The sequence below is a fragment of the Desulfolutivibrio sp. genome (assembly GCF_036584575.1).
Classification (GTDB): Bacteria; Desulfobacterota; Desulfovibrionia; order Desulfovibrionales; family Desulfovibrionaceae; genus Desulfolutivibrio.
This window is the reverse complement of record NZ_JAZHDB010000196.1, coordinates 1-13904: the sequence shown is the minus strand read 5'-3', so window position 1 is coordinate 13904 and position 13904 is coordinate 1. Positions and strand designations below refer to the sequence as shown.

The following is a 13904-nucleotide window of genomic DNA, read 5'->3' as shown; positions in this document are numbered from 1 at the left end:
TTTTCAACTGCGGCATCGGCTACATGCTGGTCGTTCCGCCGGAGATCGGCGAGGACGTGGTCCTGCGGCTTCGGGCCCAGCATGAGTACGCCCAGATCATCGGGACCATCGAGCGGTTAAAGAAGCCGGACCAGGAGCGGGTCACGGTTGAGTTGCCCGAATAACGATGCAGCATCGCAAAGCCTTGCCCAGGCGGCGGCGCCGACCAGGGGCGAAACCCAGGAGGAAACACGATCTGCAGAGGTTACGATCCAGCAGGTAGTGGAATTCTCATCCGAAGCGGGCGTTCTCGACAGCCTTGCCGAATGACTGGCGTTCGTAACGGCTGCTCGCGCCGAATACAGGTCTTGAACGGAATGAGGCAGTTGCTGCTGGCACAGTGTGTTTCATCCTTAACGGGAATATTCCCTGAAAAACTGTGGATGAACAATATTTTCAATTCATCAAGAGGAATGATGCTGGAAGTGCAGAAGCGGGAGTATCCAGGTTTCGCACGCACCGCACCTTTATCAGAGTGGATTTGGCAATGCCGTACTGTGCTTGACCGTGGTCGAAGGTGATGTACCAGGCCAGGCTGTAATAATCGGAGGAGAAAAGCACAGTGGTGCTTGACCAATACGATTCATATTGGCCAGACGGGACAGTAAAAATCGGATCAATTGAGGGGTCAGGGTAGATTCTGGAATAATCGGCAAGACTGTTCAACTCTTGAATGTTCGGCATCCGCCAATCATCATGTCCGCCTGTCGTCCTGCTTTCGCAATATGCGAGAGCGTTTTCCCAGGTCATGGCTGATACACTGGATATCTTCTCCCAGACAATCCTTGTCGTTTGATCCGTTACAGTGCCGTCCAAGTTGTCTACATACACAGAAGATGGCAATGTAGCTCCGTGGACACAGCGGACGACACATGTGCTTGTCTTTTCATTGCTTGTGGTGCGGCCATCTCCGAAATCAATAGCCCATGCGTATCCGGTGCTGTCCGGAGTAACTTTAGAGCCTGACCAATAGTGACCTTGGGGATTGCCTTCAAAAATACTGTCGAATTTTGGAGAAGCTTTCCCGTTATTCACGATGGTCAGAAGTTCATGTATTGTAGGTAAACGCCAATTCGTATACGTCCCGATTGCCAGGTTTTCGCAGTACGTTGCGGCATCATTCCAATTTCGTGTAGTGAGTTCCGAGACCTTTTGCCATGGCAGCTTGGTTACCATGTCATGCACGACCCCGTTCCCATCATCCTGAAAAAGATGAAGTTTTTTGTAGTTGCCATTCTGGCCGTAGAAAACCGCGCCAGGAAATGGGCAATTCGGCAGTAGGGTCGTGTTATTGTAGCATGCCGTCTGGCCTGTTCCAGGAACGGTCCACGCCCACAAAGGAGAAGCGGAAGCGGTTATCAGTATGAGGAAGAAGGGGATAAATCGAGTCATTTTAAGCACCTCCTGTCTGAGAAGAACCGGAGACGATAATATATATAGTACGCATCATTTGTCCTTCCCGTCCATGTTTTTTTCTTACCATGTCGTCATGTCGAAGTGGTTGATAGATTTTGAAATGTATAATTGATGTATTTTCGTGTAGATATGGTGACTGTTACGGATTGATTGTCAAAATTTATGTCGAGTATGGGGTTAATATCCACGAACAGATGAGCAGGTGGTTGTCGATAGCATGCAAAATAGTATATTACCATGGAGGACGCCAATCATCCACTGTATATGTCAACTATTGTAGAGGTGTTATGATCCGGGAGTGGATGGGCGGGCTCACCAGCGCCGTTGCGAGTGCCGGGGCGACCCATGGCGATGCCCTGCCTGCGTCCGCCCGCATCTACGTCAAGCCCGTGCTGAACCTTTTGCGCGACCTGGAGATCCGGGGCATGGCGCCTCTCACCGGGGCGGGTTTGCCGACAACGTGGCCCGCATCCTGCCGCGCGGGGTGGGGGCGCGCATCCGCATGGGGTCTTTCGACGTGCCGCCGGTCTTTGAATGGCTCAAGGAGCAGGGAAAGCTGACCTGGCCGGAGATGCTCCAGATTTTCAACTGCGGCATCGGCTACATGCTGGTCGTTCCGCCGGAGATCGGCGAGGATGTGGTCTCGCGGCTTCGGGCCCAGCATGAATACGCCCAGATCATCGGGACCATCGAACGCCAAAAAAAGCCGGACCAGGAGCGGGTGACGGTGGAACTGCCGGGCGGGGCCTGTTGAGTGTAAGGGAAAGCCGAAGGATCATCTTTTTTCGTGCGGCTTGTTCGTGTTCTTTTTGGCCTTTCCTTTGGAATGATTATTGTCTTGAATGAACATGCTGTTGTATAATTCTTGAATAAGCCCGTCGGGAATGTGTTCCTTGGCCCAATTTGCCCAGTATGTCTTTATATATTTATGTGATTCGCTAAGTATGTATTCAAGAACCGCAAATTTTGCGGCTGTCTGTTGTGGTGTGGCATCATGCCAATTTTCCCCGTGGAGTATCTCGTTTCGTGACTTGTAAAAATCTTGGCAAAAAAACTCAATAAAGTGTCTGTCAAGTAAATTGTTAAGTTTTGATATCTTGAGTAGTGTTCCGATGGTAGTGTTTTTATTATAAGAACCGTCGTGTTTGCTAATAATGGCCGTTATTTGTTTTTGCTCGCTGTCTTCATTGTATATAAAAATATTTTCGCCACAGTCATGCATAAACTCTGCAAGACTCCATAGAATACCCTCAATCATAGCAAGTAGTCCGCAAGTAGAGGGGTATAGTAGTTTTTTTCTATAACATGAAATTAGTTCTTTTATTGCTGTTTTTTTACAACAGACAACTTGTGAAAACGGAGGATGCATATATTCTGAGTTTATTATTGTGTAAATATCTTCAAAGCCATCTTTAGGGTTGTATTTTTTGACAAAATAATCTTCAATATTGAATCCATTTTTTTGTGCGATAATAATATTCCGAACAGTGACGATTGGAATATTCTTAAAAAACCATTTCATCAATATTTGTGAAAATTTTATGCCGCTCAGTAAGTAAGATGTGCTTAGTAGGTGTGGTTTGTGTATTATTAGTGCAACTCGATTTAAGAATTTTCTGTCGTTTACTTCAGCATTTAATGCTAGATTAATACTGAATCGTACATCTTTGTCTATTAGAATAATATCCGTGTTTAGTCTTTTTATTGTGTCATAGATGTCGTGTTGTTCTTTTGATGTGGACGACTTGCGAATATTTTCTATGATAAGTTCTTTGTCTGGGTTGTTTGATGCGCGAAGATTCTGTATGTTTGTAAAATTTTCTTTGAAATATTTTTCTTCAAGTTCTTCAATTCTCTTTCGTATGAGAATGAGTGAATTTTTCTTGTTTTCAACGTAAATTTTTTCAAGATATTCTCTGTGGCTATGCTCACTTTTTGCCTTTTTGGTGATAGATAGTGTTTCGAGGTATCGGTTGTCGCGCTGTGATTCATGGATATCCAGGTCGCTCGCAAATGATATAACGGAGATTGCGGAGACTAAAGAATGTATAGCTTCTTCTGGTAGTGATTCTACTATGTCTTCCATGTTTTTTTCTTTAAACAAGTCTCGTAATAAAGGAATAATAAATTTGGCTATAGGATGATTTTTTACGTCGCCTTGCGGTGATTCATCCTTTATACGAGCGATAAGTTCATTTTGTTCACTCGTCGAAAACAAAGAATGAAATTTTTCGTTCCAAGAGTTTATTTGAATGACGTTTCCAGGCGTGGCCGATGCCATATCAAGTCCTTTTTGAGACCTGGGAAGGTGTTTTTCGCGGTGGGTAAGTTTTATATGTGCAAATATATTTTTGTGCTAAAAAATTTACAATTTGGATTTGTTGTTTATCGTAGCAGAGATCCACAATATGCTATAGAGTCGCTTGCTAGACGATTAATATAATTCTACGGCCACACCCCTTCCGCCGCAAGCACCGCCTTGGCCACCACCTTGCGGGCCGGGACATCCTCGGGACGAACCGAATCCATGTTCAGGGCGAAAAACCACCGCCCATCACCCTTCTCCACCCAGCCGACCCACCAGCCCACGTTGGGCGAAACGCGCGCCGTCAGTCCCGTCTTGGCCCGCAACACGCCCGACTCGGTGCGCTCCTCCACGAGCATCTCCCGCACGGCGGCCATGGTCTTTGCGGAGAAGGGAAGCTGGTCATGGGCCAGCCGCCGCAAAAACGCCGCCTGCTCCAGGGCCGAGATGCGCAGCTTGCCGTCCAGCCAGAAGGTGTCGATGGCCTGGCCGATGTCGGCGTTGCCGTATCCCATCTCCCGCACCCACCACTGCATGCGCTCCTGCCCGATCCTGCGGGCGATCTCCTGGTAGATGGGCACGCTGGACACGCGCAGGGCCTTTGTGAACGTCAGGTCGGCGTTCCAGGCCTCAATGGGCCGTTTGACGCCGTCCCAGGCAAAGACCGTGTCCGGCCCGGCCACCACGCCCGTCTCCAGGGCGATGAGCGAGTTGGGAATCTTGAAGGTGGAGGCGGGCAAAAAGCCTGTGGCGGCCCGGGCCGGGTCATAGGCTTGGACCGTTGGCGCGTCGCCGTCCGTGCTAAGGACCATGGTCCCGGTCACCCCGGCGGCGGCGAAATGCCGTCCCCAGTCCGGCCGGTCGGTCACAGCCATCCCGGGCAGGGCGGCCGATCCGGCCCAGGCGGCGGACGCGGTCAGGCCGGGAAGGGCCAGGCAGCACGACAGCAGGGCGAAAAACAAAAAGCGGGGCATGGCGAATCCTCGCTAGGCGGCGTCCGTGCCGGGCCGCAGGGGCAGGGCTGGATTGAAATAGCCGAACCGCAGCCCCGGGCAATCCTCGGAAAGCCGCTTCATGAAGTTGCCAAGGCCCATGCAGGCCGCCAGTTCGGCCTCGGTGCGGGCTCCGCTCTGTCCCACCACCGACAGGTACAGTTCCGGGTCCAGGTTCAGGTTTCGCATCTGCACGAAATCCGCCCCCGTGTCCCCCAGAAGTCCGGCCAGGGCGGCGTATTCCGCCTCGGTGTCGGTCACCCCGGGAAAATAGAGCAGATTGACGGACAAAAAAAGCCCGGCCGCCTTGGCCCGGGTCATGAACTCCCGCACGTCGGAAAACGCATACCCCTTGGGCCGGTAATAGGCCGCGTACATCCGTTCGTCGCCGCTACTCAGGCTCACCCGCACGGAATCCACCCCGGCTGCGGCCAGGGGCGCCACCGCGTCCGGCAGGCTGCCGTTGGTGTTCACGTTGACCGTGCCCGTGCCGCCGCCCTGGCGGAACAGGCTGACGCCCTTGGCGATGGTCTGGGCCTCGGTCAGGGGTTCGCCCTCGCACCCCTGGCCGAAGGAAAAGATCGGCCGGACCTCGCGGCGGCCGTGTTCGGCCATGACCTGGGCGATCTCCTCGGGGCGCGGGGTGAAGGAGATGCGGTTTTGGGTGGAAGGAAAGCCCGAATCCGGATCCTGCAGCGACAGGCAGCCGATGCAGCGGGCGTTGCAGACCCGGGAGGTGGGCAGGGGGGCCTCGAAGCGTCCCAGGGCCAGGTTTTTGGCCGCCGGGCAGCAGTAGGTCAGGGCGCAGCGGGACAGGTGGGCCACCAGCCGGTTCTGGGGGTATTTGCGCAACAGGGCGCTGGCCCCTTTGGCGATGCGGGAGCGGGGGATGCCGGTGAAAATCTGGCGCGGATCGAGGTCCACCCGGGTGGCGGCCACATAGAAACGGTCTGCGGCGAAGCCCACCGCGCCGTAGGCGAAAAGGGGCAGAACCGGCGCGCCCGGGGCCGTGGCGTAGGCCGCCTGGGCGGAGAGGGTATGCCCCGGACAGACGAAGGCGGCCACGGCCGTCTCCCCGGTCTCCTCCACCAGCCCGGTCTCGGAGTCCAGGCCCAGGGCCGTGCGCCCGGGCAGGCGGAACAGCTCGCTTTCCGGGGGCAGGGGGATCAGCTCGTCCGGGCGCGGCGAGGTGATCTGCCCGCCCCGGCGAACCAGCATCTCCAACTCGGGATGATCGTAAATGTTGCCTTTTTCGTCGGCATAGACCAGTCGCGGCCGCAGCTTCTTCGAAGACATGGGGGACATCCTTGGCGCGGTTTGCATATCGGAACGCCAGGGGGTCTTACCCCGGCCCGGCCCGGCGGGCAATGGCCGACGTGTCCTCGAAATGCGCCCATGCGGATTTCGATACGAACGGTGTGAAACGATGATTTTTTCATAAAAAATACTGACGTATTTTTTATGGGACACGGCCTAGGAGCCTTTGAGCTCCTCGATGAGCTGTTCCAGATCCCCGGCCTGCCGGGTGAGGCCGCCGATGGCCGAGGCCGACTGGCGCATGGCGTCGGCGGTCTCCAGGGACACCCGGTTGACCTCGTCGATGCCTCGGTTGATCTGTTCGCTGGCCGCGGATTGCTCTTCCGAGGCGGCGGCGATGGCGCGTACCTGGTCCGAGGCGGTCTCGGCCAGGCGCACGATCTCGTCCAGGGCCTGGCCCGAGGACTGGGCCAGTTCCGCCGCCTGATCGATGCTTTTGGTGGAGCGGTCCACGCCTTCCATGTTGGTCTTGGCCAACTGCTGCACGCCGCCTATGGCCTCCCCCACCTCGCGGGTGGCGGCCATGGTCTTTTCCGCCAGCTTCCTGACCTCGTCGGCCACCACCGCGAATCCCCGTCCGGCCTCCCCGGCCCGGGCGGCCTCGATGGCGGCGTTTAAGGCCAGAAGGTTCGTCTGGTCGGCGATGTCCGAGATCACGCCCATGATCCGGCCGATGCCCTCGGCCTTGGCCCCCAGGTCGGCCATGTGCTCCTTGAGGCTGCGGGACTGTTCCTTGACGTCGAGGATGGCGGCCACGGCCCGGCCCACGATGTCCGCGCCGGTCTCGGCCTTGCCCTTGGCCTGCCCGGAACTCTCGGCCGCGGTGGAGGCGTTTTTGGCCACCTCAAGGACCGTGGCGTTCATCTGGCCCATGGCCGCCGCGATCTCGGTCAGGCGCACGGTCTGGTGTTCGGCCCCGCGCGCGGCCGCGCCGGCCTTGCCCGAAAGCTCTCCCGAGGCCGAGCTTATGCCCGCCGACACCTGCTCCAGGGACTGCGCCGCCTGGAGCATGCCCTGGCGCATGGCCCCCTCGGCGGCCTGCCGGGCCTCATCGGCCTCGCGCCCGGCCTCGGTGGCCTTGCGGGTCTCCTCCTGGGCCTCCTTTTTGGCCTGTTCGGCCGTGGCCAGGGTGGCCTTGAGTTCGGCCACCATCTTGCCGATGGCCTCCTTGAGGGTGGCGGTCTCGCCGTGAAAGGCGCCGGACATGGCCGCATCGAGCCGCCCCGAGGACACCTCGGCGGCATAGGCCGCCAGGGCGGCGATGGGCCGGGTGATGGTGCGCATGACCACAAGGCCGACGCAAAGGGACAGGATCATGATCCCGGCGGCCACGGCGCTCATGGTCCAGCGCATGGTCGCCACCCGGGCCTCGATGTCGTCCACGTACAGGCCCGTGCCCAGAACCCAGCCCCAGGGTTTGTAGAGCTTCACGTAGGACTGCTTGGGATAGACCTCGGCCGTCGGCCCGGAGGGCGTGGGCTTGGGCCAGGCGTAGGCCACGTATCCCTCGCCGCTTTTCAAGCAGACATCCACGAAGGCCGCAAACAGGTTCATTTTGCCGTCCGTGTCCACCTCTGGGCCATGGACGCCGAATTGCAGCATGGTGGCCTTGTCGAATTTCGGATCGCTCAAGACCGTGCCGTCCAGGGCCGGGCTGACCGGATGCATGATCATGACCGGATAGGGCTTTGCGGTGTCGTTGATCCAGATATAGTCGTTTTGGCCGTAGCGCAGGTTCTTTATCCGCTGTATGGCCCGGCTTCGGCCCTCCTCGGGGGAGAACTCGCCCTTCTGGATGCGCTTTTCGTATTCCTCCACCAGCGAATAGGCCACGTCCACGATGTCCTTGAGGCTCTGCTTGCGCGACGAGAGCATCTCGCGGCCGGCCGAGGGCACGAAATAGAGCATGATGGCCAGGGTGAAAAGGGCGATGGTCAGGACGATGATGCACACGATGCGGGTCGAGATTTTCGCGTCGGCGAAGCGGGGCATGGACGATCCTCCGAAAAGGCATGCTGGCGATGGAATCCGGGGATGAACCCTGTCCCCCGGTGCGGGTTCCTGCAAGTCGGGGCGATTCTAGCATGGTCGCGGCGAAGGGCGAAAGGGGAAAAAAAGACATAACGCCGCCAGCCGTCGTGCAATGGCGGGCAACGGGACGCCGTGCGCCGTACTGCGCGCGCGGTCAGCGGGGGAGCAGGCCGTCCAGGCTGGCCGGGGCCGGGGTTGGGGGCGGCGTGGCTTTGGGGCGCCTGGCCTCGTAGCAGAGGCGTTCGGCGTCCACCAGGGCCCAGTTGGTGAGCTTGATGACGTTGCCCTTGTCGTGGTCCAGGCCTTCGGCGTCGGAGTGCTGCACGATGAGGCTTATGGATTCGCCCTGGGCGTTGGTGAAGCTCCATTTGTTGCCCAGAACCTGTCCCTCCAGGTCACCCTTGTATTCCGCAGGCAGTCCGTAGCGGTCCATGAGCGCCCCGGACAGGCGGCGAAAAAATTCCTCGCCGTCGTCGGCGTACTTGAGCTTGATGCGGGCCACCCGGCCGGGGAAGGCGCAGGTTCCAGCCAGCAGATAGCCGCCGCGAAAGGCCCCGGACGGTTTGATATTGCGCCGGGACAGGGAGGGTGCGTCCTCCATGGGCTTGGCCTTGCCGGGATGCAGGTATCGCCCGAAGCGGGCCGCGTCGCCGCCCAGGTCGATGCCGCCCAGGCTGGCCGGGGGAGGGGATTGGGCCAGGGCGGTCGTGCTCAGGAGAACAAAAAGGGCCAAGGCCAGGAAACGGACGAAATGCATGGGCGGTCCTTTGCTGTCGCGGTTTCCATGCCCATAACCGCAACGGGGCGTCCGAGGCAAGAAGGCGGCGCCGCAAAGGCCCCTTGCCAGGGACGGGGAAACCCGGCTACCTTGGCAACGCCCCGGAAAATTTGAATGATGGTCCCCGTGGCGTCCGGACGGGGCCGACCGGAACGGGCGCCAAAACAAAGGAGCAGGCGATGCGTAAGACGATCACGAGTGGTGCGGTGGCGATCCTGGCCCTGTTGGCGGTCGTGTCCTGCGCCAAAACGGACGCCAGAATGACCCTGGGGGACTTCATGTCCTTTTGCGTCTCCGATGCCTCGGACGACTGCCGGGACGTGTGCGACGAGTTCGCGGGCGTGTTCGTAGTCACCTACCCGACCAGCGCCGAGTGCCGCCTGGCCTGCGACAAGGTGGAACGGAACCTCACCGCCGCCAGCCTCGGCGGCGACACCTGCGCGAGTTCCATTGGCCGGGCCGCCGACCTGTGCGCCCAGTACTGCGACAAGAACAAATAGGCCCGCAGGCCGTCCGGCCGCCCGGGCGCGGACGGCCGATGCATCCGCAAGGACGGGACATGTCTGCCCACCCCCTGACCGTGGCCGTCTATTCCCTGGAGCTTGTGCGCTATGCCTGCGCCCGGGTGCGGTTTCTCGATCCGGCCCGGGCCCTGGGCGGACGGTTGCGCCTGTTGTGGGGGGCCAAAAGCGACGGCCGCAACTATGCCCTGGACCCCGGGGTCATGGACGAGGCGGACGTGGTGGCCTTTCAACGTAGCTTCCCCATGCGGGAGACCTGGCCGCTGGTGGAGCGGGCCCTGTCCTCGGGGAAGCCCGTGGTCTACGATGTGGACGACCATTTCGAAGCCCTTGGCGACGACCATCCCCTGGCCTGCAGGCTGGCCCCCATCATCCCCTATTGCCGCGAACTGGCCCGGTGCGCCCGGGCGGTCTGCGTGTCCACGCCGGAGTTGGCGCGGGCCTTCCCCTTCGCAAAGGGGCGGGTGGAGGTGGCGCCCAACCTGATCGACGAGGGGCTTTTCACCGCGCCGCGCCGGGTCCGTGACGATCCTTCCCGGCCGGTGCGCATCGTCTATGCGGGCTCTCCCACCCACATGGCGGACCTGGACATGATCGCCCCTGCCCTGGTGCGCATCGTGGAGCGGTTCGGCGATGCGGTGGAGCTGCTTTTTTTCGGATGCGCCCCCCGGGAGCCGGTCCTGGCCGCCCGGTCCCGCCAACTGGATTTTTTCGACGACTACACGGCCTATGCCCGCAAACTGGTCGAACTGGCCCCGGACATCGGACTGGCCCCCCTGCGCGATACGCCGTTTAACCGGGCCAAAAGCAACATCAAGGCCCTGGAATACGGGGCGCTCGGGGTGGCCGGGGTCTATTCCGATCTGCCGCCCTACCAAAATCCCGACGGCGGTCCCGGGGCCTTTGGGCCGCTTGTGGGGCCGGACCCCGGGCTGTGGGAAAAGACCATCGCCCGGCTGGTCACGGATGCCAAGCTGCGCGGCAAGGTCGCGGCCCGGGCCAGGGGGCTGGCCGTGGCCGATTACGGCCTGTCGCGCCATGCCCAGATCTATCTGGATTTTTATGCAGGCGTGGCCCGGGGCCGGTAGGGCGTCATCCCGCGTGCGCCAGCCAGGCCCCGGCCGCGACCACCAACACCGCCACCATGTGCTCCACCGCCCCCCCCGTGCGCATGGGCAGGGGCGAGGCGTAACGTGCGGGGTTGGGCCACAGAAGCGGGGCCCCGGACGAGGTCATCCAGTCGGCGGCAAGATGTCCGGCATAGCCCAGGAGGAAGGCCAGCCCGTAGGACGGGCGCGGGCCGTAGCCCGCCGCAGAAAGCCCGAACAGCGCCACTGCGACCAGCCCCAGCGCCGCCAGGGAATGGGTGAACCCCCGGTGTCCCAGCAGGAGCTTGAGGGGGTGGGCGATGACCGCCAGTTTTTTGCCCAAAAGGCTCTGCGGCTCGTCCAGGTCCGGGGCCAGACTGCCCAGGACGGCCATGCCCAGGATCTCCGGGGTGCGTCCCAGAACCGAGGGAAACAGGTGGTTGACGCCAAGCGCCAGGACGCAGCCGATGGCCGCGTGGGTGTAGCCCATCATGTGCGATATGCCTTTTGCGGGGCGCCCGTGCCGCCGGACGCTGTTGTCGAAGGCCAGGATGATGCCATGAATCGGCCCGCGAGGCAAAACCGCCTCGGGCCTGAGGCTGCCGACAAAGTTAATGGCCTCGAAAATCGTCAGCCGGTCGCAGCGCAGCCGCGCCATAAGTGACCGATTTCCTGGTGTTTTCGCCAGGATGCGCAAAGCCCCGGTTCCAAAGAACCGGGGCTTTGTCATCAACCCGAGGCCCGTCCTGGCGGGCGGGCCTTAGCGTCTTTCAGGGTCGATCCAGCCTACCGCGAGGCCAGGGGCGCATCGAAGCGCAGAATCCACAAAAAGCCCGGCTCGCCCGAGGCCTTGATCCCGAATTTCGTGGGCGTCTCCTTGCCCTTATAAAGCATCTTGCCCTCGCCCGTGAGCACGTACTTGCCCGGGGCGTCCACCTTTTTGCCGTCCTCGTCCGTGGCCGGGTCGGCCACGGTCAGGGCCAGGCCGAAGTCGTTGTCCGAGGACACGGCCAGGGTTTTTTCGTCCACCAGGGCGATGCCCTCGGCCTTCTCCGCCGTCCAGCCCAGGTCCACCAGATCGACCAGCCGGGTCGTTTTGGCCGGGGTCACGCCCATGGCCGCAAGCGCCGCCAGGTCCGCCGCCGATTCCAGGGGCTTGCCGTCCGGGGCGGTCTTTCCGGAGATGTCCGTGGCCCCGGCGATGTCCACCAGATACAGGACGTTGCGCATCTTGCCGTCCTTGCCCTTGGCTTGCTCAACCAGCACGAATTTGGTGTCTGACACGGCCTGCATGCCGCCGATCTTGGCTGCGGCGCTGGATTTGTAGGCGTCCACGTCATGGGGGTAGGCCAGGGTGCGCACCGCGCCCGTGGCCGGATCGAGCTCCACCAGCCGGATGAACGGGGCCTTGGAGGCCTTGAGGTCGCCCTCGTTGTCCAGGATGGACTGCACGGCGGCCACCACCTTGTTGCCGGGCGTCACGGCCAAGCCCTCGAAGCCCCGGTTGGGCTGGCGCGCGGCCAGTTCCGCCGGAAGGCCCTGGCCCGGGGCGTATTTCTTGCGGATGTTGCCCGTGGCCGGGTCGATATTGATCAAAAACGGGCCGTATTCGTCGCACAGCCACAGCGATCCGTCTTTTTTGTCCACGTCGATGCCCTCGGGGTCGAGGCCCTCGGCGTCGAAGGCCAGCACCTTCATGTCCATGTCCAGGGGCGTCTCGCCCGTGGAGCCCACCGCGCCCTTGTCCAGGGGGCGGCCGGAGATGGGCTTGCCCGAGGCGTCATGGATCTCCTTCACCTCGATGACCTCGGCCTTGCCGCCCGCCACCTTGATTTTGGCGAATTTGGGCACGAACTCCGGGGCCGGAAAGATCTTCGCATCCCTGGGCTTGTCGCCATCCTTGGCCGCATACTTGGGCGAGTCGGCGTTGGGGCCGCGATCCCCCACGGCCCAAAAAATCAGCGCCCCGTCGGGCAAACGTTCGGCAAACGACATGCCAGAGCCCACGCCTAAGGGAAAACCCTCGGGGAATTGGGCCTTGGCCGTTCCCGTGGCCGGGATGTTGAACTGTTGCGGGATGGTGATTTCGTACTTCTCCACCGTCGGTTGCTCTGCCGCCAGGGCGACCTGGGCCGTGAGCGTCAGCGCCGCCAGGCCGGGAATCAAAAATCTGCGCATGGGTGCATGCCTCCACTTTTTTCGGCATTGTGATCCGGCCCGGTTGCGGGCCGGTGACGTATTCATGTCGAATGCGCCGCAGCCTTTTCCCTTGTCTCCGGGCAGTCGCGGGAGTATAGCCGCTTCCCATGGCAGGCGACACTTTTCCCCGTCCCCATGTCTCCCCGCAAACGCGTCATTTCGGCCGAGTCGGCCGCGTGGGGCGCGTTGTCGCGGTTTTGGCCCTGCTGTGGATGGCCAATGCCCAGTCTTCCTTGGCCGCCTCCGGCTACTGGACCATCACCGGCTACCAGTTCGGCCCGGTCGCCGCCCTGGACACGGCCCAGGCCGAGGCCCTCACGGGCAAGCGCCTGTTCATCGACACCGAAACCATCGAATTCGACGACGCCTCCTGCGCCATCGTCCCCACCCTGACCGACCATGACGCCGCAGCCTATTTCGGCGACAATTTCCGCGTCGCCCCCCAAGCCCTGGGGCATATGGCCCCCAAGGTGTTCGTCATCGAAACGGGCTGCACCCTCCCGGGGTTGTCCTCGCTTATTCTTCTCGACGACGGCCGCATGTGCTTCTCCCGCGACGGCGTGTTCTTTTTCCTGGGTGAAGAGCTCGAATAGCCGCCTTCCCCCGCGCCTTCCCCTGGCGGATGTGCGCACACGCCCGCCGGGGGCCGGTTGCCAAATCCATGCCGTTTCTATAACCCTCCCTTGACCTACGGTTTTATGAAAACCCCGTCCGGACACACCGGACTTCCAAGGAGCGCACCATGTCCCACCATGTGCTGATCATCGGCGCGGTCGCCCTGGGACCCAAGGCCGCCAGTCGGTTCAAACGCCTCGATCCCGATTCCTCCGTGACCATGATCGACAAGGATACCCGCATCTCCTACGGCGGATGCGGCATCCCCTATTATGTCTCCGGCGATGTCTCCGATTCCTCGGAACTGACGGCCACCAGCTACCACATGACCCGCGACACGGCCTTTTTCCGCGACGTCAAAGGCGTCGACGTCAAAACCGGGGTCGAGGCCCTGGCCATCGACCGGGCCGCCAAGACCGTGCATGTCAGGGAACTGGCCTCCGGCCGCGAAGAAGACCTGCCCTACGACAAGCTGGTCATCGCCACCGGGGCCTGGCCGCGCCGCCTGCCCGTGCCCGGAAACGAACTGCCCGGGGTCCATCTGGTGGCCAACCTGGACAACGCCGAGTCCATCCGGGCCGCCGTCACCGCCGGAGGCGTGGA

General features: G+C 60.7%; 13 protein-coding genes. 5 read left to right on the top strand and 8 right to left on the bottom strand.

The features are described 5' to 3' along the window. Window positions 1-435: 435 nt before the first annotated feature. On the bottom strand, window positions 436-1431 hold the full coding sequence (locus V3572_RS14060; protein WP_332111645.1) for an Lcl C-terminal domain-containing protein: 996 nt from the start codon (window positions 1429-1431) through the stop codon (window positions 436-438). 484 nt (window positions 1432-1915) lie between these two features. Here V3572_RS14060 and V3572_RS14055 point away from each other — a divergent pair, with 484 nt between their 5' ends. Then, a complete protein-coding gene (locus V3572_RS14055; RefSeq protein WP_332111644.1) occupies window positions 1916-2209 on the top strand; it encodes an AIR synthase-related protein in 294 nt (97 codons plus the stop codon). A 21-nt stretch (window positions 2210-2230) separates the two neighbouring features. Here V3572_RS14055 and V3572_RS14050 read toward each other — a convergent pair whose 3' ends face one another. The 5 genes from V3572_RS14050 to V3572_RS14030 all read right to left on the bottom strand — a co-directional run bounded on the left by V3572_RS14050 (window position 2231) and on the right by V3572_RS14030 (window position 8857). After that, the gene (locus V3572_RS14050) at window positions 2231-3736 is read right to left on the bottom strand and encodes a hypothetical protein (protein WP_332111643.1); all 1506 of its coding nucleotides are present in this window, start codon (window positions 3734-3736) and stop codon (window positions 2231-2233) included. Between the two features lie 164 nt (window positions 3737-3900). Next, a complete protein-coding gene (blaOXA, locus tag V3572_RS14045) occupies window positions 3901-4734 on the bottom strand; it encodes a class D beta-lactamase (RefSeq protein WP_332111642.1) in 834 nt (277 codons plus the stop codon). Window positions 4735-4746: 12 nt separating this feature from the next. Next, window positions 4747-6048, bottom strand: a complete 1302-nt coding sequence (locus V3572_RS14040; protein ID WP_332111641.1) for a radical SAM protein — start codon at window positions 6046-6048, stop codon at window positions 4747-4749. Window positions 6049-6225: 177 nt separating this feature from the next. Continuing rightward, window positions 6226-8061 (bottom strand): methyl-accepting chemotaxis protein, encoded by a 1836-nt coding sequence (locus V3572_RS14035; RefSeq protein WP_332111640.1) that lies wholly within the window; start codon window positions 8059-8061, stop codon window positions 6226-6228. Window positions 8062-8254: 193 nt separating this feature from the next. Then, window positions 8255-8857, bottom strand: a complete 603-nt coding sequence (locus tag V3572_RS14030) for a hypothetical protein (protein WP_332111639.1) — start codon at window positions 8855-8857, stop codon at window positions 8255-8257. 200 nt (window positions 8858-9057) lie between these two features. Between V3572_RS14030 and V3572_RS14025 the strand changes: the two genes are divergently transcribed. After that, complete coding sequence (locus tag V3572_RS14025) at window positions 9058-9378, top strand: hypothetical protein (protein WP_332111638.1); 321 nt, start codon at window positions 9058-9060, stop codon at window positions 9376-9378. A gap of 59 nt (window positions 9379-9437) precedes the next feature. Then, entirely contained in the window at window positions 9438-10487 is a 1050-nt protein-coding gene (locus V3572_RS14020; RefSeq protein ID WP_332111637.1) for a glycosyl transferase family 1, read from the top strand. A 4-nt stretch (window positions 10488-10491) separates the two neighbouring features. Here V3572_RS14020 and V3572_RS14015 read toward each other — a convergent pair whose 3' ends face one another. After that, on the bottom strand, window positions 10492-11145 hold the full coding sequence (locus tag V3572_RS14015; protein WP_332111636.1) for a metal-dependent hydrolase: 654 nt from the start codon (window positions 11143-11145) through the stop codon (window positions 10492-10494). Window positions 11146-11273: 128 nt separating this feature from the next. Further along, on the bottom strand, window positions 11274-12665 hold the full coding sequence (locus V3572_RS14010) for an esterase-like activity of phytase family protein (RefSeq protein ID WP_332111635.1): 1392 nt from the start codon (window positions 12663-12665) through the stop codon (window positions 11274-11276). 197 nt (window positions 12666-12862) lie between these two features. Between V3572_RS14010 and V3572_RS14005 the strand changes: the two genes are divergently transcribed. Next, window positions 12863-13279 (top strand): hypothetical protein, encoded by a 417-nt coding sequence (locus tag V3572_RS14005; RefSeq protein ID WP_332111634.1) that lies wholly within the window; start codon window positions 12863-12865, stop codon window positions 13277-13279. Between the two features lie 149 nt (window positions 13280-13428). Further along, the coding region (locus V3572_RS14000) for an NAD(P)/FAD-dependent oxidoreductase (RefSeq protein ID WP_332111633.1) at window positions 13429-13904 on the top strand (476 nt) is incomplete at its 3' end.